This window comes from Polycladospora coralii (genome assembly GCF_014773435.2).
Taxonomy (GTDB): domain Bacteria; phylum Bacillota; class Bacilli; order Thermoactinomycetales; family Thermoactinomycetaceae; genus Polycladospora; species Polycladospora coralii.
This window is the reverse complement of sequence record NZ_JACXAG020000002.1, coordinates 282,612-307,535: the sequence shown is the minus strand read 5'-3', so window position 1 is coordinate 307,535 and position 24,924 is coordinate 282,612. Positions and strand designations below refer to the sequence as shown.

Annotated in this window: 24 protein-coding genes; 4 read left to right on the top strand and 20 right to left on the bottom strand. The window is 37.3% G+C overall.

The features are described from left to right. Positions 1 to 495 precede the first annotated feature (495 nt). From IC619_RS05670 to IC619_RS05660, 3 genes are all read right to left on the bottom strand, one after another. Entirely contained in the window at positions 496 to 717 is a 222-nt protein-coding gene (locus IC619_RS05670) for a terminase small subunit (protein WP_191139059.1), read from the bottom strand. Between the two features lie 341 nt (positions 718 to 1,058). After that, positions 1,059 to 2,087 (bottom strand): YncE family protein, encoded by a 1,029-nt coding sequence (locus IC619_RS05665; RefSeq protein ID WP_191139060.1) that lies wholly within the window; start codon positions 2,085 to 2,087, stop codon positions 1,059 to 1,061. A 693-nt stretch (positions 2,088 to 2,780) separates the two neighbouring features. Beyond that, positions 2,781 to 3,260, bottom strand: coding sequence for a hypothetical protein (locus tag IC619_RS05660; RefSeq protein ID WP_191139061.1), 480 nt, complete (start codon positions 3,258 to 3,260; stop codon positions 2,781 to 2,783). Between the two features lie 340 nt (positions 3,261 to 3,600). Here IC619_RS05660 and IC619_RS17035 point away from each other — a divergent pair, with 340 nt between their 5' ends. Together IC619_RS17035 and IC619_RS17310 are read left to right on the top strand one after the other, a co-directional pair. Next, entirely contained in the window at positions 3,601 to 3,882 is a 282-nt protein-coding gene (locus IC619_RS17035; protein WP_191139062.1) for a transposase, read from the top strand. Beyond that, a complete protein-coding gene (locus IC619_RS17310; protein WP_191139361.1) occupies positions 3,867 to 4,298 on the top strand; it encodes a transposase in 432 nt (143 codons plus the stop codon). The genes IC619_RS17035 and IC619_RS17310 overlap by 16 nt, the downstream gene beginning before the upstream one ends. A 104-nt stretch (positions 4,299 to 4,402) precedes the next feature. Here the strand turns inward: IC619_RS17310 and IC619_RS05645 are convergent, their stop codons facing one another. From IC619_RS05645 to IC619_RS05595, 11 genes are all read right to left on the bottom strand, one after another. Then, positions 4,403 to 4,651 carry a reverse transcriptase domain-containing protein gene (locus tag IC619_RS05645; protein ID WP_191139063.1) on the bottom strand — a complete coding sequence of 83 codons (249 nt, stop codon included), beginning with the start codon at positions 4,649 to 4,651 and terminating at the stop codon, positions 4,403 to 4,405. A 185-nt stretch (positions 4,652 to 4,836) separates the two neighbouring features. Beyond that, positions 4,837 to 5,154 carry a hypothetical protein gene (locus IC619_RS05640; protein ID WP_191139064.1) on the bottom strand — a complete coding sequence of 106 codons (318 nt, stop codon included), beginning with the start codon at positions 5,152 to 5,154 and terminating at the stop codon, positions 4,837 to 4,839. Between the two features lie 121 nt (positions 5,155 to 5,275). Further along, entirely contained in the window at positions 5,276 to 5,641 is a 366-nt protein-coding gene (locus IC619_RS05635) for a hypothetical protein (protein WP_191139065.1), read from the bottom strand. Positions 5,642 to 6,275: 634 nt separating this feature from the next. Then, the gene (locus IC619_RS05630; RefSeq protein ID WP_191139379.1) at positions 6,276 to 6,683 is read right to left on the bottom strand and encodes a hypothetical protein; all 408 of its coding nucleotides are present in this window, start codon (positions 6,681 to 6,683) and stop codon (positions 6,276 to 6,278) included. Positions 6,684 to 6,695: 12 nt separating this feature from the next. After that, entirely contained in the window at positions 6,696 to 7,307 is a 612-nt protein-coding gene (locus IC619_RS05625; RefSeq protein ID WP_191139066.1) for a hypothetical protein, read from the bottom strand. Positions 7,308 to 7,838: 531 nt separating this feature from the next. Further along, the gene (gene tkt, locus IC619_RS05620; protein WP_191139362.1) at positions 7,839 to 9,836 is read right to left on the bottom strand and encodes a transketolase; all 1,998 of its coding nucleotides are present in this window, start codon (positions 9,834 to 9,836) and stop codon (positions 7,839 to 7,841) included. A 320-nt stretch (positions 9,837 to 10,156) separates the two neighbouring features. Then, positions 10,157 to 10,597, bottom strand: coding sequence for a D-aminoacyl-tRNA deacylase (gene dtd, locus IC619_RS05615; protein WP_191139067.1), 441 nt, complete (start codon positions 10,595 to 10,597; stop codon positions 10,157 to 10,159). Positions 10,598 to 10,691: 94 nt separating this feature from the next. Further along, positions 10,692 to 12,842, bottom strand: coding sequence for a RelA/SpoT family protein (locus IC619_RS05610; RefSeq protein WP_191139068.1), 2,151 nt, complete (start codon positions 12,840 to 12,842; stop codon positions 10,692 to 10,694). A gap of 141 nt (positions 12,843 to 12,983) precedes the next feature. After that, on the bottom strand, positions 12,984 to 13,346 hold the full coding sequence (locus tag IC619_RS05605; protein ID WP_191139069.1) for a hypothetical protein: 363 nt from the start codon (positions 13,344 to 13,346) through the stop codon (positions 12,984 to 12,986). 49 nt (positions 13,347 to 13,395) lie between these two features. Beyond that, positions 13,396 to 16,191: an AAA family ATPase gene (locus tag IC619_RS05600; RefSeq protein ID WP_191139070.1), complete on the bottom strand. Its 2,796-nt coding sequence runs from the start codon at positions 16,189 to 16,191 to the stop codon at positions 13,396 to 13,398. Further along, positions 16,188 to 17,327 (bottom strand): metallophosphoesterase family protein, encoded by a 1,140-nt coding sequence (locus IC619_RS05595; RefSeq protein WP_191139071.1) that lies wholly within the window; start codon positions 17,325 to 17,327, stop codon positions 16,188 to 16,190. The genes IC619_RS05600 and IC619_RS05595 overlap by 4 nt, the downstream gene beginning before the upstream one ends. Before the next feature lie 651 nt (positions 17,328 to 17,978). Between IC619_RS05595 and IC619_RS05590 the strand changes: the two genes are divergently transcribed. Beyond that, the gene (locus IC619_RS05590) at positions 17,979 to 18,368 is read left to right on the top strand and encodes a hypothetical protein (RefSeq protein WP_191139072.1); all 390 of its coding nucleotides are present in this window, start codon (positions 17,979 to 17,981) and stop codon (positions 18,366 to 18,368) included. Between the two features lie 67 nt (positions 18,369 to 18,435). Here IC619_RS05590 and greA read toward each other — a convergent pair whose 3' ends face one another. The 5 genes from greA to asd all read right to left on the bottom strand — a co-directional run bounded on the left by greA (position 18,436) and on the right by asd (position 23,939). Continuing rightward, positions 18,436 to 18,915 carry a transcription elongation factor GreA gene (greA, locus tag IC619_RS05585; protein WP_191139073.1) on the bottom strand — a complete coding sequence of 160 codons (480 nt, stop codon included), beginning with the start codon at positions 18,913 to 18,915 and terminating at the stop codon, positions 18,436 to 18,438. Between the two features lie 856 nt (positions 18,916 to 19,771). Then, entirely contained in the window at positions 19,772 to 21,139 is a 1,368-nt protein-coding gene (locus IC619_RS05580; RefSeq protein ID WP_191139363.1) for an aldehyde dehydrogenase, read from the bottom strand. Positions 21,140 to 21,175: 36 nt separating this feature from the next. Further along, positions 21,176 to 21,649, bottom strand: a complete 474-nt coding sequence (locus IC619_RS05575) for a gamma-glutamylcyclotransferase family protein (protein WP_191139074.1) — start codon at positions 21,647 to 21,649, stop codon at positions 21,176 to 21,178. A gap of 155 nt (positions 21,650 to 21,804) precedes the next feature. Then, positions 21,805 to 23,037, bottom strand: a complete 1,233-nt coding sequence (locus tag IC619_RS05570) for an MFS transporter (RefSeq protein WP_191139075.1) — start codon at positions 23,035 to 23,037, stop codon at positions 21,805 to 21,807. 41 nt (positions 23,038 to 23,078) lie between these two features. Beyond that, entirely contained in the window at positions 23,079 to 23,939 is an 861-nt protein-coding gene (asd, locus tag IC619_RS05565; RefSeq protein WP_249669722.1) for an archaetidylserine decarboxylase, read from the bottom strand. Between the two features lie 75 nt (positions 23,940 to 24,014). Here asd and IC619_RS05560 point away from each other — a divergent pair, with 75 nt between their 5' ends. Then, positions 24,015 to 24,239 carry a gamma-type small acid-soluble spore protein gene (locus IC619_RS05560; protein ID WP_191139076.1) on the top strand — a complete coding sequence of 75 codons (225 nt, stop codon included), beginning with the start codon at positions 24,015 to 24,017 and terminating at the stop codon, positions 24,237 to 24,239. Positions 24,240 to 24,286: 47 nt separating this feature from the next. Here the strand turns inward: IC619_RS05560 and IC619_RS05555 are convergent, their stop codons facing one another. Further along, on the bottom strand, positions 24,287 to 24,853 hold the full coding sequence (locus IC619_RS05555; RefSeq protein ID WP_191139077.1) for a DUF502 domain-containing protein: 567 nt from the start codon (positions 24,851 to 24,853) through the stop codon (positions 24,287 to 24,289). Positions 24,854 to 24,924 lie beyond the last annotated feature (71 nt).

Here is a 24,924-nt window from a genome sequence, read left to right as displayed (position 1 = left end):
AAATAGTCAAATACTTTTGTAGCACCTTTGCTTCTATATAAGTTAAGCGTGTAAAAGGTATATATTACAACAGTAGTGTCGATTAGGCATACTATGGATATTTTATACAAAGGAAAAAGGCCACTCGCTGTATAAGTTGTTAGTTCCCACACCACAACAAAGCGAGGTAGCCTCATGAAACAGACTAACATGCTTATTTAAAGTTTACAAAAGCTCATAACTGAAAAAGACATTTAATTTGTATCGAATAAACTAGAACCCGTGGTGCTAGTTAAATAAATAGAATAGCCCTTGCAAATAGAATCCATCATAATGGAAGTGCGAACAGCCATAAGGAGGATTCTCATGCAAGAGTACTTTGGTTTTAACAGACCACTGAAGCAAGTACAAAGGTTATTCGACAGGATATTAAAGGAAGTCAATGCTTCGTACAAGATTGTAGTCCCCATTCTCCGATGTCACAACGTCCTTGATATCAGCAAACGCCATCTTTGCTCACTGTTTTAGTACCATGTCTGCTGTGACTTCGGTTCGAGCTTCATGTTCGTCCAATGCTTGCTGAATGGTAGTTTCAATTTGAGGTTTTCTGAGGTTTTCAGCCCCAATGCGATCGGCTGTTTTTGTGTTGTATCCTGCTCGAATAGCCGCTTGTGTTGTGTATAAATCAACCAAGTACGCTTTCACAAACGCTTGCTGTTTCGGTGTCAGTCTTGTCATATCACATGTCACCTTTCCTCCTTATCTCTAGCACTTTTGACATTTCTATTGAGCTTTATTGCTTCTCCGTTTTCTCCTACGAATTCATACAGTGCTTGTACTGATACACTAAAAATATTTATCCAGAATGGAGAAAAAGAGAGGAGCTTTCACAATCATGGACGAGTAGGTCTAGGGATGAATTATGGAACAAATTATTGAAAAAAAACGAAAATTCAGCTTACATAGCCACTAAATACCCAAATTTCCCATTATATCTATTTTGATTTTTATATAGAAATAAAAAAAACGGTTAAGTTCGCCTCTTTAAGATGAATTCGTTTCGTCAATCCCCGGCTGGTTCATGGCGTGATAGCGATGGCGACTGGATTTAGTCCCACTTCAACGGTTGCGATAACGGAGTGTGTTTTGACTTCGATGACCGATACGATGCCTGCTTGGTTTAATATACTGACTACGTAAACGAACTGGCTATCTGAAGTAATGACTAAATCTATGGGATTTCCAACAACCTGAGTAGTAGCAATAACAGCATGTGTTTTGACATCGACGACTGTAATAGCAGTAGAAAACTCATTCACTACGTAAACAAACTGCCCATTCGGAGTAATGATTAGGTTGCCAGTTCCCATTTTGCCTCGAACTCTTGCAATGAGGGCATGCGTTTTGACGTCAATAACGAAAATTGTGTCTGTATCATTATCTGACACATAAGCAAACTGACTGTCTAAAGTAAAGACAATATTTTGAATCCGTTCCTCAATATTTACTGTGGCGATTATGGATTGCGTCTTTGTATCAATCACTGCGATTTGTTCTGCCTCATCTACAACATAAACAAACTTTCCATTGGGAGTGATGGCTAATTCTTCTGTATTACCTGCTGTCTCTATGGTAGCGATGATATGGTTTGATTTGGTATCGATCACCGAAACAGTATCAAAACCTGGAAAGTAGATGAATTTTCCATTTGGAGTAATTGCAAATGTCACTGCTATTCCCGTATTTATCGTTATTGTAGCTGTTACCAAGTTTTTTTTGCTATCAATCACAGTGATTCCATCATTCGTTTCCACATATACGAATTGACCATCGGGTGAAATGACGATGAAACTTGGTAAACTATCTAATTCAACGACAGCGATTACGAAATTCGATTTAATATCGATTACAGAAATAGTCTGTATACCACCCATTAAAACTGTGTTTCCGACATAGGCAAATTGTCCGTTTGGAGTGATGGCAATTGAGTTCGGTACTTCACTCATTCTTATCGTTGAAATAACAGCATGTGTGCTCGTATCGATTACATATACATTACCAGGGGGATTTTCTATGTTCTCTTGACTCAAAACATAAACAAAAGACATCTTCATTCCTCCGATACACATTGTTATAACATTATATGTGCTGCAGAGATGTCCTATATTGCAATTGTCAGCTCTATTTGATTGCGTAGAAAAAGTGAGCGATTGGTTATCGTTGATGGTATCCGTCTTGTGCGAAAGGAATGCGAGTCCGTATATTCCTGTGCAAAAAGTGCAGGGATACCAACAAGAAGATATCGAGATATTGAAGAAGAGAGTCAGTGACGATGAATAAGGAATGGAATCACGCTTCAAAAAAAGGTGGTTGTCCTCTAGAAATAGAAGAATCCCACCTTTTTTATTAGGAGTAGAACCAGACACTGACGACTGAGACGCAACCATAAAATGTAAAATAAACAACCCACTTTGAACAAATCCAAGCTTTGAAACTACTACATTTCAAATTATTCAGGTAAGGTATACCTTGATTGAGCAGAATAAAGTCCTTGTGTTACAAGTATTTACGGTTGCTTGCTGGTTTTATCTCGAATATCCATGCGATTATATATGACTAAGAACTCTGTTTCTCATTACTATATAAGAGATTCTGTCAGTCTGTTAAAATGAAAGTGCGCTTGCATAGGAATTTTTCTTATGACTGCTCGCACTGTCATTATGAAAAATTATTTTTTCATCATTCACTATATGTAAATGAAATAATGCATAAATATCATATATTATTGAAAAAATTTATTATCAACCCAAATCTTCTATATTTACATATTTTTCTACGTCAACCCAGCCAGCGCAATTGTCGTTACGAGGGTATAGATTCCGCTCACTTTGAACACATTGAATAAATACTGTGTATGTTCCAGTTTTCGGTATGGTGAAATTATATAAACCAAGCTCTGACTCTCTTGGGACATATTTATCTGTCATACTCCGGTATGCATAATACGGTTTTTCATTAGTGTTCTCTCCTCTTCCTAGATACACACGGAAACTACGCTCGCCCGGATTTGAATACCTGATTGTGACGACATCTCCTTCCGTAAACTTGACTTGAGTCTCACTAAAAGCCTTGTACATACCGGGTTCAATAACCGCTTCGGCATAATGTGCATAATTAAATTCACTAGCTAAAACTTCATTTTGTGTAAACCCTAGACCACTAGTCAGCAACAACGTAGTCACAGCAAACACACTAACATATTTTGAAATGATTTTTTTCATTCGTATTCTCCTCTTAGTATGTATAGTTACGAATACACTTTTTCACTCGATTCAATTTAACATATTTAATCACATAATGATGTAATTTTGGTCACAGTAGAAAAATCCCCCTAAAACAACATCTAAAATTAAGCATATGGAGGGATGTTAGAGGAACCATTTATGGTTCTGCCCATGTGTCAACTGCACACCAAGACCTTGATTTACAGATCGAAGTATTAAACTGATACGGCATTGATGAAATGATCTGTGAGAAGGGATTCGGTAAGAACATTGATGACCGGCATGTTTAGTAATATCTCTTATTTCATTTTTTGTTAATTTAATTTGCAAGATATTCGTGAAAATTGACCTGCAAACCGAATTACCTGTAGACATGGATGTTTCAAACGCCAAAAAACATGAATCAAAGTATCTAACGAACTTCGCTAGACAAAAAGAAGTATTAGTCGCTGACCGCGATTATAGCTCATATAAGGATTTTACAACACTTAAAAAATTTGGACGAATCTTTGTTATTCGCTTAAAAAATAATGTGATCCTTCACGATGAGAACAATCTCATTATTGAAGATGAGGATAATGTTACAGAGATAGTTATGCCAACATCGGGTCAGGCATAAAACCGACAGATGTCCGTTTTCGAATCATTAGTTTTGTAGATAATCGCGGGAAAATTATTCGCGTTATCACAAATTTAATCAATCTTACTCCAAAAGAGATCGCAGATCTCTATCGTATGCGTTGGAGTGTGGAGATCTTTTTTCGGTGGATCAAACAAAACCTAAACGTAACTCGTTTATTTGGAGCCACACCTAATGCTGTTTATGGTCAAATGTACGCGGCTCTTATTACCTATTTTATAGGACAATGGCTCTACCTCCATTGCAAGTCAAATCATCAATTTGAAAAACTTAATCGGATCATATTCCTCTTCGTATTACAGCATGGAACTCTTCCAACAAGTTGGATTGTCTCTGTTTACAATGCCTTACGGTACTACAATGCGGAAGAAAGTCTTTCACCAATTTTTGGTTAATCGACACTACTGATTGTACGAGTCACTCATTTCAATTTTGACTTTCTAAAATCGATTTTAAGGCCTGTATTTTAATTTTCGAGACATATTTGATTGCCTTATTATCAGGGGAAACTATCTCCATAATAAAAAAGAGACTTTCCCGACAATGAGAGAAGCCTTTCGGCTTCTGTTTTAGTGAAACAGTGTATCATTCCGTCATCAGCGTATCTCACCCATCGATTCCGTAAATTCTGTTTCTCCATCCACTTGTCAAATGCGTAATGCATGAAGAGATTTGCGAGTACTGGACTAATCACTCCACCTTGGGGGGGTCCACCAGTATTCCGCTCTCTTAATTCTCCATCAGGCATTTGTATGGGTGCCTTTAAGTATGAAAAAAAAACGAACTTCTGTCATATCGATAAAAGTTCGGTTTTGCTATCTGTTCTTCACGCATATCATAAATCTTCTTAAATATCTGCACCACTATTCATTACATAGCATGTAGCATTCATAAGTTTTCGATATTATAAACTTACTAAATGATTTCAGTTGTTCAATCACCTGATATTTCTCGATAGAACTCAAAATCTGGTTCATTTTCAAATGGATCAATGCCTTCTTTAAAGCCGAAGAAAATTGGGTTCCATTCTGCATCTAACCTCCTACTCTCATTATGTAAAAAAATAGCAGCTTCTATCCATGCTGAGAATGAAATTGGATCGTGGCATAAATTATCTCCCGTATTTCTCCATACCACCCAATCTCCATTTTCACATAATGTTGCCATATAGAAATCATCTGGTTCGAACCAAAAAACATCTAGACTATTTAAGTTCATTTCGTCTTCATTACAAAAACCTAAAATTCCCATGCATATTTTTTTTTCCTACTTTTCAATTGACAACACCACAACTCACTCCAAAATTAAATTCGTCTGTAATCAGTTACACCGCTATCCCTATCTGTTCACAAACCGATGCTTTAAATGTAACTCAGCGACCCCGAATTCTTTTTCCCCACCATGTCCATCTTTTTGTACCTTTGCTACTCCTTGTATACTTACCTTTATAATAGCTCCATTTATTTTTTTGCCAGTGTATTCCATGATTATTATGATTAGGATAAATTTTAAATAAGCTATGCTTCCACCCTCTTCCTTTATTATAGGTGTAGTAACGTGTAATCTGATTGGATGCATTGGTCTCATAGAGAACACGGATGCTATCCCCATCATAGACGTAATTGGTGATGGTTCCATTTACATTGGAACGAATTCGACGTCCGTCATAGTCATAGTCATAGTTAGCGATGGTACTTCCATCCGACTTTTTCTTGATGGCAGTCAGTCGTCCTGCCACATCCCATGCATAGTTCTTCTCGCCATCATCGGTTAGGTTGCCATTTTCGTCATACGAATAGGTGTAACTAGCAATTACGATACCATCATTCTTACTGATATGAGAATTCTTCTACTATTGCATCTACATTTGTTTCACACTTAGATGCAACATACTCCCGTATGTGGTTAAGAAGATGATTTTGAAAAGCTTGATGGCGCTTTCTTTTCTGGTAAGAAGGTTTTCTCTTGTGAACAATCGAACAGAGACCAAGTTCCTTCATGTATTTGCTGTAGTGATGGCCCTCATGGGCCAAGTGATTTTGAATCATACGATAACCCATCTTACCTTCATAATGGCGGTATGAAAAACCCCGAACTTTTATCATTTTGATGGAAGTTCGGGGTTTTTATTTACTCTTCATGCGTATCATAAATCTTTCCTTACTCATCCATGACTCATAGGTAAGTGTATAGATAATGCTATTTTCATCATAATCTAAAAGCGTTACTTTCCCATTTGGAAAGATTTCGCAAACCACTTCACAAGTAATGATCCATTCCAATGCTGATGTGTGTTTGATGACCGTCTTGCTTTTTTAAAATATTTCTTGATAGAAACTCCACACGAACTATACTCCACGTTAATAGACTTACTATTTATAAATGATATAGCGTCCTGGCGGCCCATAACTTTGTTCACCTTCTACATAAGCAAGTTTGTCCGGAATACATGAAATAAGTGAAGGAAATCCACTTCCTACTGCTTTTTCTATTGCCTCTTCTAATTTTAAATACCTACCATCAATTTCATCATTAAATGATATAACATAACATTGATCACCGGCACCATACTTTTTCAACAATTTTAGCAGAACTATACCATGAAAATTTGATTCCGATACCTTAATCAAATACTTCTCTTTTATTGAAAACGGATATCCACATAACCTACTTAAGGCGCTATATCTTTTCTTAGATGATGACAATTCAAAATTGACACGAGCTTTGACACGGTTGACAAAAAATGATTCTACAATTTCCTGCTCTTTAACATGATCCATGATCTTTCAACTTTACAGATCTTCATAGGGATAAAGATCTGTAAATAAACATGAAAAAACTTTTACTTCCCCGCGGTTTAATAATTCTGTTTCTACATCATCCACTACTTCATTTACATCCTTATAAGATAGCTCACAATAACCATCTTTCTTAAGCTTTGTGTTCATAACATCTACTAATGATACGATATGGTCAGGGCACTCGAAAAATCTTCGAAAAGACCATGTATCTTTCTTCCTTTCGTCAAAAGTAGTCTCCACAAAAAAGAAGTGATAATATTTTTCTAGAATACTAATGAAAAGCATCAAATCATATCGAACTCCATTTAATTTTTTGATTAATTGTATATCATCATCCCAAATAGGTTGATCTTGGTGAATTAAGATTCTAAATTCGTAGCAATTGTATTCTTCTATATTACTCCAATCTACAACCATAAACCTTTTAAAGATTTGGGCTAATAATTTCGTTATCTTACCTTTTCTTTCCACATTTTCTTGCATGTTCTTCCTTACTTGAAGCTGCTTTCGATATTCTAGTGAGTTGATGTAATCAGTTCCCCAGTTATAATTCTGAGGATAATACTGGTAGATGATATCCTTAATCCTTTTACTTTTATTCACTTACGATTATCTCCTTTATTAACCTGCTAATCATTAATGAGAGCCTATTTCAAAAATCATATATATACTTCTTTTAAAAAATATAAGAAATAGAGTATGATATAAATTATGAATAGACAAGAACTTACAGATAAACAATGACAGAAAATAGAATCCTATTTACCTAAACGAAAAAATGGAGAAGAAATGCTTACGTAATAACCATACTAGTGCTATAAATGTGTCTAATCAATAATCCATCGTTTAATAGCAATTTATTCTACTCTGGATGGTGTTAATTGTAAATAACCTAATATGTAGCAGTTAGGATGAAAATTAATTCACAACGATAAATTACATGTGAAAATAGATACTAATCATAATTTACAATTTAGACTAACTCATAATGTGATTTTGTTACCTATGTTTATTGGTTATCCCTACCTTCATCACTCAATACTTTCGCCTTATCAAACATGCCATTGTTGGGTACACATTGAAAAGACGATTGAAGTAGATCACTTCAATCGTCTTTTATTCATTCCATTATGATTAAGCTAATACTTCCTTTACATGCTTCACCACATTTTCCACACTAAACCCGTACTTCTCCATCACAAAGCCCCCTGGAGCAGAGGCCCCAAATTGATCAATTCCAATGACACGGCCATGGTCACCTACATAACGATCCCAACCCATTGGATGTGCGGCTTCTACTGCAACTCTAGCTTTAATTGAGCTTGGTAAAACCGATTCACGGTAAGTTTCTGGTTGTGCATCAAACATTTCTCGTGATGGCATGCTGACAACACGAACTTGTGTGCCTTGTGAAGCGAGCTGTTGTTGTGCTTCGACTGCTAAGCTTACTTCTGATCCCGTTGCAATAATGATGGCATCCGGGTTATTCTTTTCTGCTTCAGATACAATATATGCACCTTTTGCAATCGTTTCACTTTCAATACCTACACTTCCAGGCAGGATGGGTAGTCCTTGTCTGGTTAGAATTAAAGCGACTGGATGTTCTTTTTGTTCCATCGCGTAAGCCCAAGCTGCAGTCGTTTCATTTGCATCAGCTGGACGTAAGACTCTTAGTCCCGGAATGAGGCGGAGCGAAGCAATTTGCTCAACGGGTTCATGTGTTGGTCCATCTTCTCCCACGGCTATACTGTCATGAGTAAAGACATAGACAACCGGTAGCTTAGATAGTGCAGCTAATCGAATTGCTGGGCGAAGATAATCCGAGAACACTAAAAATGTGGCACCGTATACACGTATACCACCGTGTAACAACATCCCGTTTAAAGCCGCTCCCATTCCATGCTCTCGCACACCAAACCAAATATTACGCCCTGCATAGTCAGAGCTTAAGAAATCACGGTCCGCTTTAATCATCGTATTATTGGATGAGGCGAGATCCGCTGATCCGCCTAAAAAGAATGGAATTTTCTTTGCTAATGCCTGGATGGCGTTTCCAGAGGCAACACGTGTTGCCAGTGCTTTATCTCCCACTTGATAGCTTGGTAGCTCTTGTTTGAAGTTTGCTGGTAAATCGCCTTTCATCGCTAACTTGAGTTGCGGTGCTAATTCAGGAAATTGAGCTGAATATTGTTCGAACAAGCGATTCCATTCATCCTCTTTACTGGACATTTCTTGCTGAAACGACTCCATCTGAAGTTTCACTTCATCTGGCACATGAAAATCATGCTCATGCTCCCATTCATAGGATTTACGTACTTCTACTACTTCTTCTTTACCTAATGGCTTACCATGAGCTTCAGATGAACCTGCACGATTAGGGCTACCATAACCAATAACCGTTCTAACTTCAATCAATGTCGGACGTTCAGCATCTAATTTTGCTTCTTTAATCGCCTGACTGATTGCAGCTGTGTCATTTCCATCTTCTACACGAATGACTTGCCAACCATAAGATTCAAATCTTTTTTGCGTGCTTTCTGTGAAAGCTTGCTCTAAATCGCCATCAAGCGAGATATCATTTGAGTCATATAATGCGATTAACTTGCCTAATTTAAGATGTCCAGCCAACGAACATGCCTCTGAAGCCACACCTTCCATCAAGTCCCCGTCACTACATAAAACATATGTATAATGGTCAATAATCGAGAATTGATCGCGATTATAAGTTTCTCTCATATGTGCTTCAGCCATAGCCATTCCCACTGCATTCGAAATGCCTTGTCCGAGTGGTCCGGTTGTCGCTTCTACACCTGGGGTATGTTTTACTTCTGGATGCCCAGGAGTAAGACTTCCCCATTGGCGAAATTGCTTTAAATCATCGATCGTTACGCCATATCCAAAAACATGTAGTAAGCTATATAAGAGAGCTGATCCATGTCCTGCAGAAAGAATAAAGCGATCACGATTAAACCAGTCTGGGTTTTTCGGATTATGATTCATATGCTTAGCCCATAATTCATAAGCCATTGGTGCAGCCCCCATCGGTAAGCCTGGATGTCCAGAGTTGGCTGCTTCGATTTGATCAATCGACAACAAACGTAGTGTGTTAATCGTTAGTTGGTCAGTATGCATCAACGATTTCCCCCTTCATATCAAGCGTGTTGATTTGCATTATTTTTCCATTTTAGCGTCGTGTATTTTGCTCTCCATGCACTTTCGTCTTGCAAAGCAGCTGAAAAGACCGCTCCGCCAAAACCTTACGGCGCTCCCAAAACTCCCTATCGGTCAAGCTGGTTGTCCGCTTATTCCTTCAGGTTTTGGCTTCGCTAGGTACGGCTCAAAGGCATTTCCGCTCAACATACACTTCCTAAATTTGGATAATCAACACTACTGCCTTCATATCATTTTTCTTAGAATACCCTCCGTCATTATAGCATATCCTTTGTCTGCACTTAATCTTTCTCTAAAATTAGCGTGACAGGGCCATCGTTTATAAGTGACACCTCCATCATAGCGCCAAACTGGCCCGTTTCAACAGGAATGCTTAATGAACGTAAACTTTCATTAAATTGTTCATATAGCGGTAATGCCTGCTCAGGCCGAGCAGCTCGCATGAAGTTAGGACGTCGACCTTTTTGACAATCACCGTACAACGTAAATTGGGATACTGACAAAATACTCCCACCTACATCTAAAATGGAGTGATTCATTTTTTGATTTTCGTCTTCAAACACACGCAAATGCGCAATTTTTTCGGATAAAAACCGTACTTGGTGCAAGGTATCCGTCTCTGTAATACCGACGAGCAACAGAAAACCAGGACCTATCGAACCCACTATCTTTTGATGAACGGAAACCTTTGCTTCTTTTACCCGTTGTAACACGACTTTCATGTGGATATCCCCCTTTATTGATCCATGTGACTACACACAGCGAGGGGGTTATTTTTCAGTCGACACTGAAAAATAACCCCTCAGTCTAGATATTTTATTGAATAATCCTTCTCACACTATAAATATCGCGTACCTTTTTAAGCTTTTCTACAACCGATTTTAAGTGGTGCATATTTTGAATACTGAATCGTGTATGGATGGTTGCCATACCCCGTTTATCGGATTTAGCAGTGACCGCAACAAGAGAAGCTTTCGAATCATTAATCGCCTGTAAGACATCATTTAGTAACCCTGTTCGATCAAATCCTGATAATTCCACATCTACTTGGTATTGATGCACAGAGGTACTATCCCACTCGACTGGAATCTGACGCTCTACTGGTACATCATTAAAGTTAGGACAATCTGTACGGTGAACAGTAACACCGCGACCTTGTGTTACAAATCCTGCAATATCATCCCCTGGAACAGGGTTACAACACCGCGATAACCGAACCAATAAATTGTCGACACCTTTTACACGGACCCCTTGACTTTCTTTCCTTTTCCCTGGTGGCAACGCCTTAACTTCAGGTAAGGTAATCGGCGTCTCTACTTTTAATCCATCCGTTAAGCGATGAACAACCTGTGCAGTAGAAATGCCTCCATAGCCAACTGCCGCATAAAGATCTTCAATTTCGTTAAAGTTAAACTTCTGTGTTGCTTCTGATATCCGTTCAGGTGTTAATACTTTATTCAGATCAAAATCATATTTTTTCAGTAATGCTTCTACCATTTCTTTTCCTTGTTCAATACTTTCTTCACGATGTTGCTTCTTAAACCAGCTACGAATTTTATTGCGTGCTTGTGATGATTTAACAAGCTTTCCCCAATCACGACTAGGACCATAACTATGCTTCGAGGTGAGGATTTCGACGATATCTCCCGTATTCAATTTATAATCTAACGGAACGATCTTGCCATTCACCTTTGCTCCAATACATTTATTTCCAATTTCAGTGTGAATACGATAAGCAAAATCGAGTGGAACCGATCCCACTGGCAATTCAATGACATCCCCTTTAGGGGTAAATACAAAAACAGCATCTGAAAACCAATCCACTTTAAGATTTTCAACAAATTCTTGGGCATCTGTCGACTCTTGTTGTAACTCCATCATTTCCCGAAACCACTTTAGTTTCTCTTGAAAATTTCCTTTTTCAATCGTTTCGCCCTCTTTATAGGCCCAGTGCGCAGCAATACCATATTCCGCAGTACGATGCATATCCATCGTCCGAATTTGCACTTCAATCGGCTCACCATTTGGACCAATCACTGTTGTATGCAAAGATTGGTACATATTGGTTTTAGGCATTGCAATATAATCTTTAAATCGGCCGGGCATGGGTTTCCAGACGGTGTGTATAACACCCAGCACAGCATAGCAATCGCGAATACTTTCTACAATAACGCGAACAGCCATTAAATCATATATCTCATTAAACTCTTTTTTCTGAATGGTCATTTTTCGATAGATGCTGTAGATGTGCTTGGGACGACCTGAAATATCTTGGACGTTTACATCCATCTCATCAAGCTTTCGTTTAATGGTATCGATAATGACATCCATATATTGTTCACGTTCAGCACGTTTTTGTTTCATCAAATGGACGATTCGGTAATATTGACGGGGCTTTAAGTAGCGAAGTGAAATATCTTCAAGTTCCCACTTAATCTTGGAAATTCCAAGCCGGTGCGCAAGGGGTGCGAATATCTCTAAAGTTTCACGCGACTTCTCTCTTTGTTTATGTTCCGGCATATGTTTAATCGTTCGCATATTATGCAAACGATCGGCTAGCTTAATCAAGATCACACGAATATCACGAGCCATAGCTACAAACATTTTACGATGATTTTCTGCTTGATGCTCTTCATTTGACTTATACTTCATTCTTTTTCCTAGCTTTGTCACACCGTCTACCAATAAGCGAACGGTTTTACCAAACTGCGCTTCAACTTCATCTAATGTAATGCCGGTATCTTCTACCACATCATGTAATAAAGCCGCTACAATCGTAGCTCGATCCATACGCAGGTCGACCAAAATCTCCGCAACCGCTACTGGATGCGTGATATAGGCCTCCCCTGATTTTCGCATCTGACCATCGTGAGATTCATCAGCAAATTGGTATGCTTTCTTTACAGAATTGATATCTTCTTTTGCTAAATAATTTTCTGCCTTGGTAATCAATTGCTCGATCGCCATTTCATTCACATCCGCACTCTACTTAAGTTTCCTACTATTATTACTCAACCGTTTCGGAAAGTAAAGGTGTGAAAAGTTCATCGTACAATAGAAAAAGCCCTTCTCGTTTCCCAATGATGGGAAGGGCTTTTTCTCATCAAATTATTTTTGGTTGAATTTAAATAAATCTATGCCTTTTACGCGTTTTCGGATATAGATGTAGATACCAGATAGGATTAATCCAGAAATGGATAACATGATATATCCAAGTCGTTCATCTCCTTCTGTGCGATAAGCCATAATAGGTCCTACAATTAAAGAACCATATGCGATAAACTCATTACACACTAGCAACATTTTCCATACTTTATATAAATAAGTACGAATATTTAAGTCACCAGCTCGAAATAATTCTCGAAATAATAATATAATCAGTCCGATCATCCATACAATAACAGCTACTAGTAAAAGCTTACCGATACCTGCTAATAAACTATATAAAAATTCACCTATTGTTTCCATCACACACACCCTCCTTTGCTTCATCTTCCTATATATCTTATATGATTAGGTGCTATATGTGAATGGAATGAAACTTAATCCTCATTTCTTCTAATAACTTCCGCTCACGAGATTGACAAGTACATATCATAATTTGATGCTCTTTAGATAGCTCACCTAATAATATCAACGCTTTTCGCATGCGTAGTTCATCAAAATGAATAAAACAGTCATCTAAAAATAAGGGGAGCGGTGTTGAGGTTTGTTCTGAATAATATTGAACTAAACCGAGTCGAAACGCAAAAAACATTTGATCTATCGTGCCTCTACTTAAATGTTCGATCGACTTATTTTCTCCCGTTTCAGGAACGACTGTATCCATCTTAATTTGATTTCCCGATTGTAAGAATATCTCTTGATAACGACCATCCGTGATCTTATCGATCCAAAAGTTAGCATGAGGAACAATTTGCGGTAATAATTGATCCTTTACTTCCCCCACAGATTCTAACAGGGTGTTTTTGACACAGATAAGCAGGTCTCGTTCTTCATTCAAAGCATCCAGTTCTCTTTGTGCTACATTAATTTCTGTTTCTATTTTAGATATATCCTCAACCCATTCGGATAATTTACTTAAGCTGCCTTCAATTTGGTTTAATCTCTGCTTTTCTTCTTCTAACTGTTTTTTTAATGCCTGACCTGCATGAGGTTGATCAGAAATATCCAAACGATTATGTTTCAGCTTTGCTAGTCGTTGTTCTATTTCTTTTATTTGTAAACTGATATCTTCATATCTCTCTTTCCATTTCTCTGCCGTGTAAATTCGTTCAATATCTTGAAATTGCTTTTCATGTTCTTCTAATCGAATCGATAACTGATTCTGAATATCTTGTTGCTCCAACCAAAACTTCACCTGCTCAAGGCGATCTTCCCCATATCTAACTTTCCAGTCATTGAGAAAATGCATGCATGCTTGTAATCTCATTTGACTATGATTTAAATCTTCTTCAATTTGTCTTCTTTCGGTTTCCAATCTAGAGAATTCGACCTTTTTTTGATATTGTTCGTCAATAATAGATTGAGTAAGTAGCATATATTTGTCCACTTCAAATTGTGGTATTTGATTGACATATGGACTCATCCAATGCTCCACTTCATACCGAATGCGATTCATCTCGGCTTCATTATGCGCTAAAACTCTTTTTCCTTGCTCCCGTACGCGAGAGGCATCTTGATGTAGATCTCTTTTGCGATATAAATCATCCACTGTTTTTACATTCCACTTATTTAGCAAATTATCTTGTTTTTGGAAGTTGACACATAATTTATCATCTAGATTTTTAACATCATATTGTAAGTCACTAAATTTTTCTAAATCCTTCTCGTTTTGTAAAACAGATCCTTCTCGTAGTCGGGACCATTTTGTAATGGTGTAGTAGGTTAGAATAGCAGGGAATATAAAAGCTAATGGGATTTTTATCATCACATATAATGTAATGATAAATCCAACTACTGAAAAATAGAACCATTTCATTCCATTTGACGAATCCAGTAATGGCTCACTATCTTTTTCAATTTTTATTGCAATTTGATGATTGAGTACCTTCTTTTTAGTACGATAGGAAGCTTCTTCTCGACGGAGCTCATCTAGTTTATTTAAGTCTTTTTGCAACTCTGTTAGTGGAGCATCTTCTTTCATATTCAGCTCGAGATGATCCAATAGTTCCTGGTTTTGTACATCAAGCTTACTAAACTCTTTTAATTGATATAAAACAGTTTGTGCTTTTTCCCAATCAAATGGAAACGATCCATCTTGTTGATTTGTAATTTCTGCTATAGAAACTTTATTTTCTTGTAAGCGAATAGACATTTCCTCGATTGCGCTTTCTAATTCTCTTCTTCTCTTCTGGTTTTGTACGAGCTCGTAATACTCCTCATATTGCACAAAGTGAGGGGGTTTCGCTTTCTCTAGCTCCTCTTTTAATTTTTGAATCTCTGCCCATTTTTTTTGATATTGTGCCACTTTCTCTTTAAATGGATTAAGTATAGATTGTAGATGCGTTATTTCATATTGTAATTTTTCCTCTTGTTTTAATCCTTCTTCATAAACACGATATTCCTTTAATTTCGTTTCGAGATTGTGGCATATCAATTGTGTACGAATTAATGTTGCTTTTTCCTGATGATACTGGGTATACTTTTCTTTCAAGAAATCCAGGCTTGCTTTTTTTTCTTCTATGCTTTTGTTCAATTGAGCAATCCGTTTTCCTTCTGCTTTTATCGTACCCAAATCATTAATTTGCTTTGTTATCTCTGTAATCGTAGCTTGGACATCGATATGGCCACTTTGATTTGTCGCATTTTTTAACTTTTCTACCATCATGGCATCGTGATGTTGTAATTGCCTGTTTTTTTCTTGTCCAAGTGTAATCGAGTTTAAACATGCAATCTGACGAAAACTTTCACCTGACAACTTTAGTTTTGTCTCTAGGAAACGGTGATCTTTTTTACGATCCATCTGATAATCATTCGTAACATCCTTGGCATATGTCAAATTAATTAGCTGCTCCGACTCTTTTTTTAATATTAAATTTCGAATTAAACGATAACGATCTTCATTTAATACATACTCAATCTCCCCACCGTATTGATCCGACTCCCATGGGAGATAACGATCATACCAATCCGCTTTTTTTCTGAGGAGAGATCCTTCTTTTTTACTACCAAACCATAATGCTAAGATTCCTTGTACTAAGGTAGATTTCCCTGCCTCATTTGGCGCTTCCACCAGGTTAATTCCTTTTTCAAAACGGAATTCTTGATCGACCCAACGACCAAAGCCACGAAATTTTACACGATTTAATTTCATGCCATGATCTTCTCCTTTGACAACAACGCATCAAGTCCTCTATATAAAGCCTGCTCATAAAAATTGCTTTTTTCCGGTTGATTTCGTATCTCTTTTTCCATTTTCTGAACAAACATCCCGATCACACCTGGTTGCGCGCGATAATATGCCAGATCAAAGTCAGGTTTTGTATGGTCAACAAAATGTGCAGCATGAAACCCTTCTTTAAGGAGCTGTGCACTTAGCCAATGACATGAATAACGATCTAGTTTTAAATCCAGATCCCGTCTTCCGTTTAACTCAATCAAATGATAGCCATTTCGTAATTCCCATGCTTCACTTTGTAAGATATGGTTTAACAGCCCTTCTTTTGTCTTAATACCTTGTATATTCAGTATGTATCGTTCATAGGTTCGAGTTTGAATCGGAACTTCTTGTACAGATACGTTTTCACCTTCAATACGAATATGTGATATCGATCGGGTTCCTGTCTCTTTCCAATTTAGTGCTTCTGGTGATCCAGGATAGCGAATCACTGTATTTCGCAGATTATTTAATTGATATTGAGTAGCCTTATGAATATGCCCCAACGCAACGTAATCTATGGATAGGTTTAAAATGTTCTGTTCACAGAATGGAAAATAGGATGAGCCTGTGTATGTTTTATGATAATCACCATGTAAAAGCAATACATTATACCCTTCATTCTCTATACGAGGAGGTACAATCCAATTTGGTTCTGAAAAGTCAGAGAACCCCCTGCCATACACATTTAAGTTGTACGTTTGGAATCCGTGTTTTTCCCATTTTGTAGAACAAATTTGAACATTTTCCGGCCATTTTTCTAACAAGTAAATCGAATCAGATCGAAGTGGATCATGGTTACCTGGTGATATCAATACATTTGTATTTGAAATCCGCTTAAACTGATCTCGAACGAATTCAAAAGTTGAGTGACTCACATGACCATGTTCAAGAAAATCGCCCGCAATGAACAAAAAAGGAACTTGATTTTCCTCAACATACGATATTATTTTCTGGAAAGTAAGTCGGTACTCCTCCATTCGCTGCCATGCCTCTTCCTTTGTCCCCCTCCAGCCACGGATGGGTTCATCAAGATGCAAATCCGCTGTATGTACAAAGTTTAACGACTTCAAGTTGATCTCACCCTTTCTGTCCCCTATTGTGTATAATCATTACAAAATCATTAAAATTTTGAACACAATTATGCTACCACAGTCGGTTTCCTACATCGTTTATTTATGTATAAATAAATGCAAGGCTCATTTAAATAATTAACGAACACGGATCTTTGGATTGGGTATGCACCTATCTGACTACTACCAACTCCCTTTCCTAGGAAACATGTTGTTTTTCACAATTTCATCATCTAAACATGATGTGTTTTAGGTAATCAGCACCTCAAGTTTATTCAATGATCAAAACCACGAAATATGGCATGCAAAACTAAACTTCATAGCAAATAAGGCCTTATATCTAAACACTTACACCTACAAGATTCCATGTATAATGTTTTAAAATTTATACATACTATATAATAATAACATATTTTCTCTAGCAATTTGTGACTATTTTTTAATCAGGTCACGAATTGCTCCAAATTAATGGTACATGTGTGCTAAGCACATAGGATATCCCTCACAGCAAGGATATTCATTTACTGGATTTTTCAAATTTACCGTCCTGTATTTTGGTTAAGCAACACGACTGATTTAATCTATTATGAGGTGATCCGTATAAAACAAGCTATTTACTATATCTCAATTATCTTATCATTTAGCATTGTATTGTCATCCAACCCTGATACAATTACAGCCCACAATCTTTCTCTAGAATCCATCAAAGCTTATCACATCCATAATCATCATAAACAGTTAGTTTCACAATCTTATGTCATATCATCGGAAGTTGATAAAATCCTATCTGCTGTCGATCAACCTATCGCTGCTTCATTTTCACAACCTAGTCAATATTATCTCATTAAGAGCAATTTCCCGTTTGTGTCACCTACTCAATCCTCTATTCCTTTTCCTGTAAAAGAGGTCATCATCATTCCGGCACAAACTTGGAACGAGCCCCATCAACTGTGGCTAAGAAAACCGACAGGTGAATGGTTAAGATTCCATTCTAAACAACCGTTAGCACCTATCATAAAAAGTCTGAAAACGAAAAGATAAGTGGTCTAGCTTTCTATGGCTAATCTAGTTTAAACATGCCCCTTTATTCATAAAAGGGGCATGTCGTCTAATCAATTTTCACAATTTTAAATTCAATCGTTCCAGCCGGAGCAGGTACATTGGCAATATCTCCGATTTTCTTTCCGATTAATTCTGCGCCGATTGGGGATTCATTTGAGATCTTACCCGAAAGCGGGTCTGATTCTGCGCTACCTACAATTGTATAAACTTCAGTTTCGCCATCTGGCACCTCTTGAATGGTGACTTTTGATCCCACATTAACCGTATCTTTATCTTGGTTTTCATGACTGATGATTTTGGCATTACGAATCATGTTTTCAAGGGTATGGATACGTGATTCGATAAAGGCTTGCTCTTCTTTAGCTGAATCATATTCCGCATTCTCACTTAGGTCACCTTGTGCAATTGCTTCTTTTAATCGCTGTGCTACTTCATGTCTTCTCTCAATTTTCAAATGCTCCAGTTCCTGCTTAACTTTTTCTAAGCCCTCTTCAGTGAAAAAAACATCTTTGTTGTTTTGTGACATCTAGACTTCCTCCTTGTAAATGAAGCAAACTACGGCTTGTAAATGTTCTCGTACAAAGAATGACTACTTCAAAAAATGAAGATCCAAAATTAACATTGTATGAGCAGGTATTTTCAATTTTATATGCATATGCAAACAGGTACTTTTTATACACAATGAACCTCACACGACTAAAGTCGAATGATTCCTACGATCACCAAGTAGGCTAGCTCCACAGCTCCTAAAGTTTATACATAATCTTGTTAGCCACCAGACAACCCGTCTGAACCGTTTACGAGCGAATGGAATACCCCTCCCTCACGATTAAAATCACGAGTTTGCAGGCATAAATGGATCCAAATAAAATCTTATCAGCTCACCAGATGGACTGCTGAATATATTAGCACATTTACGTTATTGATCCAAGTATTATCAAAAAAATTTTTATACTGATATGTGACATCATCCCTTCTACAAAGCCGATTTTATTCAATATATACATTCTTAACATCTTCGATCCATAAAAATTACAATAACATTCGACAAGTTCGTGCCTATTTCCTTTTTATCTATGCGAAAAGTAACTCTGTGAGCTCATTTGCACCGTTCAAATCGCTTCAGGGATATCCCACTCCCAAGATCAAATAATAAAGGTCAACTTATTTAATGTTTATTTGTTCACGGAATTATTTATATAAATATAAATTTTCCATTTATTCAACTTTATCTTTTATCTTAGATCCATAATTGACCGCCCAACTACACTTTAAGAATCGTGTATGCTGTAAGCGGTCAATTGAATGACTATTTTTAGATCGATTCAATACATGTCATAAAAGCAAGTTATCGATTTACATGATTTTACTATATACATCTGCTATAGTAATTTTTTTAACCACTTCAATCCGTCTTTAAATGAGGGATAACGAACTGGAACGTCAAATCGGGTCGTCTGTTTTACGATCCCCTTTTGATGTGTAAAAGCATCAAAACTGAACTTGCCATGATAAGCACCCATTCCACTTGGTCCTATTCCACCAAAAGGTAAATGTGGCGTTGCCAGATGGATCAGGGTGTCATTTATACATCCACCACCATAGGGTACACTTTCCAATATAAATTGTTGTTTGCGTCGATCTTCTGAGAAAATATAGAGTGCCAGCGGTTTAGGTAATTGTTTGACCTCGGCAACCGCTTTGTCCAAATCATTAAAAGTGAGGACAGGTAGAATAGGCCCAAAGATTTCATCTTCCATGGTAATATGCTTCCAATCCACACCATCTATTATGGTCGGCTCAATACTTAACGCTTCTCTATTCTTATCTCCTCCCCAATAAAATTCGTTTTCTCCCTCAAGTAGCTTTGCTAAACGATCAAAGTGTCTTTCATTTACAATATGTGTGTAGTTCTCATTTTCTAAAGGTTTATCACCATAAAATTCAATGATCGCTTCTTTCATCAATACTAATAACTCATCCTTCACTCGCTCATGTACCAACAAATAATCTGGCGCAACACATGTTTGACCAGCATTGACAAACTTTCCCCAAACTAAGCGTTTAGCTGTCAACTTTAGATTGGCATCACACTCTACGATAGCTGGACTTTTACCACCGAGCTCCAACACAAGCGGTGTTAATGTTTTAGCTGCTTCAGCCATAATGATACGCCCTACTGGCACACTTCCTGTGAAGAAAATATGATCAATAGGTTCTTTCATAATGGCTTGACTAACTTCAGCATCACCCTCAATTACAGTAATATAATGGGGGTCAAAAATCCCTTCAATCATCTGACCGATACACTGTGAAACATGTGGAGTAAATTCTGATGGCTTCATGATGATACAATTCCCTGCAGCAATCGCACCGACTAGCGGTGATATTAATAGCTGAAAGGGATAATTCCATGGTGAAATAATCAGGGTTACACCGTAAGGTTCTTTATAAATAGTACTTTTTGATCCTAATAATAGCTTAGAAGTCCCTACACGCTCAGGTTTTGCCCATCGACGTAAATGCTTAATCGTATGTTTAATTTCTGAAAGCACAAACCCAATCTCAGTCAAATAAGTGTCAAATTCAGACTTATTTAGATCTTTTTTTATCGCATTAACAATATCTGGTTCATAACGTTTAATCGCATCCCTTAATTTTTCCAAATTACGGATACGGTACTCTATATCACGTGTTCCTTTTTGATCAAAAAACTTTTTCTGTTCACTGACTATCTGTTTAACATCCATCACTACACTTCCCTCCCTCAATATGTTCTTATTATCTTATCCTCTAAAGCTAGAAATGCCAAATTGTTTTTCCCATTTTTCCACTAATTTTTGTAAGTAATTTGGACTCAAGTGCTTTTTTGTACCATTATAAATTTTTTGTAAATAAGAGACGCTTGGTTTGATCTCTTGATCTGATTTATTGACTACTGAATAGGTCATTACTTTAAGATCTTGATGATTGTACTTTACCTGTATACGCTTTCTGTAATAAATCCCTTCATGGACACCCTCGCGTCGATCTAATGGTGGTAAGGCAAGATCATCTAACTGATATAATACCCCTTCCATCCATTCATCGGGTTTCGGTATGATGTCTGCTACCCCAGTTCCACTTTTTTGACTACACCAATTAAATACGAGTGTGTAATCTGATAGAACAGCCCTGCCTAATGTTGTAAAATGATTCATTCCAACAGTTTCAGCAAAGCTCTTTTCATCCATACAAGATCCATAAGCAAAATATAACATGCCTAACCTCCTCATATGTATTCTATATACCCTCATCTTACCATATTTCGATTTCAATCCCTATTACATCCACTTCTCTGTATATCGATTTACGTGACTTCATATATAAAAAAGCAAAAACCGTTTCTAATCCGTGAAAAGATTAAAAGCGGTTTTTAACGATTGGGTCTCGAAAAAGACTCTGCAAGCAATGGTACTTTTCTTATGGCTAACCATGCAAATAATTGGACAAACCCGATCACAAAAGCATACCATCTGATGTGTAACAAGCTTGAAGACTCATTCACCCACCAGATAAATAGGAGTATGCTTACCAGTCTTCCAAGTGTGAGTGCCAACTCTCGTACCACCACATATTCAATTCTTAAATTAGCCGTGTCTTGATTCTCACCGATCACATCAAACACGGTAGAGGTAAGGGGAGACATATAAAAAGGATAAAAAAGCGCTGAGCCAACTCCAAAAATAAATACAGTCCATTGATTTACATGAAAAGCTAAAGGCACTGAAGCAAATGCCATCATCAGGGTACCTAAAAAAATAAATGCATTCCGCCTTTTTGGTTTTAAATATTTACCTACAACATAAAAAGACAGCAAAGAAACTAGTGATGCAATCGTTAAATAAGTCCCTAAAGTAAGCTCACTTTTTGTGGTTACATAGACCAAAAGCCCGATTAAAAAGATAAAGCTACCTTCACGTAATCCTTGTGCAACCATCGCTAAACTAACCCAATACCAATGGTTTTTCTTATCTTTTAAAAGATCAATCACCTTTTTCAATTGATAGGATCGATTTGCGTGTCGTCGTTTGTATAAAAAACTAACAAACACGGCCGCTATAAAAACAGATAGAGAGATGGAGAATATGATGCGATAGCCTGTGAAATGATTAATCTTCGTAATAATGAGCCCCGATATAAAGGGTGCAATAATTCCCGCAGTTGAATAGATAAGCCCATTTATTCCATTATAAATATCACGATTGTGTCTTTCAGTAATCTCGAAATAAAGAACATTATAGGCCATCCAAAAAAAGCCAGACCCCAGTCCTTTTATTACCCCAAGCAAAATAACATAGTGAACGGACTGTTTTCCAAGAAATAGTACACTTACATAAAAAATCGATAACATGAGCACCCCAAGGCGCACAGCGATAACACGATCTACCTTTTTGGTTAACCATCCAGCTAAAATAAAAGTAAGTGCCCCAACTAAGTAATGGGTAAAGTTAAACCAACTAATCAGTATCCAGTCGTGTTTAATTTTCCACAAATATACGTTTACAAAAGTGTCTGAAAGTGCACTTGCAATGTGAAATAGGCCATTTTCAAGTAGTAATAACCATGCTTCTTTATCCAAGCGATCAATATTCCCTAAGATTTTCATCTTCAAATCACCAGTCTTAGGGTTACCCATTCATCTACTTCTTATGAATTCGAGATATCCGATTGAGCAATACACTCACCCATTCGAACTGATTTGCCTTCTTCAATAGCGTTCATCCACTTCATTTGATTTGGTCTAAATAACAAAATAATGGTTGATCCAAATTCAAACCAGCCTACCTCATCACCTTTAGCAAATGGAATGGGGGGTTGATATAATTTATCTAGCTTCTGCTTTTCCCGTGCGGGATTGGTAATGATCTCATCATCGAAAGATAAACGAATACTCCCCACATTCGTTGCCCCTACTTTAATTAATGCAACAGGACCACTCTCTCTTTCAATAAATGTAACCAAGCGTTCATTTTTCGCAAATAATCCTGGAATTAAGCGTACCCCCGCTTCATTTACAGGATATAGTGCGCCCGGAAAGTAAGAAATCTGCTTTACTTGTCCAGAAACAGGGGCGTGAATGCGATGATAATCTTTTGGACTTAAATATATGGTTATAAATTGCCCACCATTGAACTGGTCAATGTATGCTCGATTTCCGTCTAGTAGTTCTTCTAATGTATAGTTAATCCCTTTTGCCTGAATGAGTTCCCCATTACGAATCGTACCAAATTGGGAGATCACTCCATCAACTGGGCTCACAATTGCATTCTGATCCGATGCGATCGGCCTACTGCCTGGCTTTAGTTCCCTGATAAAAAAGTCTAATAAATGCTCAAATTCATGAATGGGTTTTTTCACATCCGATAGGTCAATTGAGAAAAGGCGCATGTATAAACGAATAAAGTGACGACTAAAGGACTTTCTAGCCATACTACCGATAAAGCGGGATAATCTTTTCTTCGGCAATAGCTTTAGCCCGTACATTATGAATTTATCGTTCATTTTCATCTCTATTTTCCTCTCATAAAAAAAAGAATATTAAATGCAGAAGGGGGCATGATATTTGACGGGGAGGTGATACACATGGCAAACTACAATCAACAACAACCACAAGCTTCAAAAACAGACGCACAAAAGGTGCGTCAACAAAATCAACAAGCTGCTCAAAGTGCTGGTGGTTACAACAGCTATCAAGAAGAGTATGCTTCTGAAACAAACGCACAACAAGTGCGCCAACAAAACCAGCAATCTCAAGCGGCTAAAAACCGTAACCAAAATGCTACGCAAAATCAGCCTAATCAGTACTAGATCACGGTTTCCCAATCATTCCATCTGCCCCAAGCAGATGGAATGATTTATTTTTTAGCTACTCCTGCTGATATCAAAATTCGTAAAGCCTCATCTACTGTGATATCTATAACTTCTACCTGTTCGCGCAAATACCAGTGTAAATCTCCTGCGAACTGCATACTTTGTGGAAAATAAACACCTACATACTCTTTTCCGTCATGTGTATTAAAAATAGGTGTTTTCACAGTTAAAAACCCGAGACGTTTTGAATCTGCAAGAGGTACTAAGACCACTGTATCAAACGATTTTTTCTCCCCAAAAAGTGATGTAATGGTATCTTTCAAGGGTTGAAACAAACTTTTAACTAAAGGAACCCGTCCAATCAACCCCTCTAACCAATCGATCAGCTTCTTTGTAACCCAGATTCTGGTTAAAAATCCGACGAACAACACAAATAAAATGATGATAATCATGCCGATTCCAGGAAATTTCCATTGATCTGGAAAGCTACCTAACCAGTATACACCCCATCCATTGATGAGATTAAAGAAATAGTGCAATAAATAGATGGTTAATGCAATCGGAAGGATAACCAACAATCCATTAAAAAAATAAAGGCTTAAGCGTTTCATTTATCCACCTCATATGGCATATACATGTTTAGCTAAATTTGAACTCTCTTAGTCTACCATATATTTAAAGA

Coding starts and splice junctions, on each gene's coding strand:
- IC619_RS05575 (WP_191139074.1), bottom strand. CDS start 21,649: ATGTTATATTTTGCTTATGGATCTTGTATGGATGAAAAGAGCTTTGCT.
- IC619_RS05610 (WP_191139068.1), bottom strand. CDS start 12,842: ATGGCGATCGAGCAATTGATTACCAAGGCAGAAAATTATTTAGCAAAA.
- IC619_RS05670 (WP_191139059.1), bottom strand. CDS start 717: ATGACAAGACTGACACCGAAACAGCAAGCGTTTGTGAAAGCGTACTTG.
- IC619_RS05640 (WP_191139064.1), bottom strand. CDS start 5,154: ATGGGAATTTTAGGTTTTTGTAATGAAGACGAAATGAACTTAAATAGT.
- asd (WP_249669722.1), bottom strand. CDS start 23,939: ATGAAAATGAACGATAAATTCATAATGTACGGGCTAAAGCTATTGCCG.
- IC619_RS05600 (WP_191139070.1), bottom strand. CDS start 16,191: ATGAAATTAAATCGTGTAAAATTTCGTGGCTTTGGTCGTTGGGTCGAT.
- IC619_RS05555 (WP_191139077.1), bottom strand. CDS start 24,853: ATGAAACGCTTAAGCCTTTATTTTTTTAATGGATTGTTGGTTATCCTT.
- IC619_RS05645 (WP_191139063.1), bottom strand. CDS start 4,651: ATGCCTGATGGAGAATTAAGAGAGCGGAATACTGGTGGACCCCCCCAA.
- IC619_RS05665 (WP_191139060.1), bottom strand. CDS start 2,087: ATGTCTTTTGTTTATGTTTTGAGTCAAGAGAACATAGAAAATCCCCCT.
- dtd (WP_191139067.1), bottom strand. CDS start 10,597: ATGAAAGTCGTGTTACAACGGGTAAAAGAAGCAAAGGTTTCCGTTCAT.
- IC619_RS05660 (WP_191139061.1), bottom strand. CDS start 3,260: ATGAAAAAAATCATTTCAAAATATGTTAGTGTGTTTGCTGTGACTACG.
- IC619_RS05580 (WP_191139363.1), bottom strand. CDS start 21,139: ATGGATGTTAAACAGATAGTCAGTGAACAGAAAAAGTTTTTTGATCAA.
- greA (WP_191139073.1), bottom strand. CDS start 18,915: ATGTCACAAAACAACAAAGATGTTTTTTTCACTGAAGAGGGCTTAGAA.
- tkt (WP_191139362.1), bottom strand. CDS start 9,836: ATGCATACTGACCAACTAACGATTAACACACTACGTTTGTTGTCGATT.
- IC619_RS05570 (WP_191139075.1), bottom strand. CDS start 23,037: ATGAAAATCTTAGGGAATATTGATCGCTTGGATAAAGAAGCATGGTTA.
- IC619_RS05630 (WP_191139379.1), bottom strand. CDS start 6,683: ATGGATCATGTTAAAGAGCAGGAAATTGTAGAATCATTTTTTGTCAAC.
- IC619_RS05560 (WP_191139076.1), top strand. CDS start 24,015: ATGGCAAACTACAATCAACAACAACCACAAGCTTCAAAAACAGACGCA.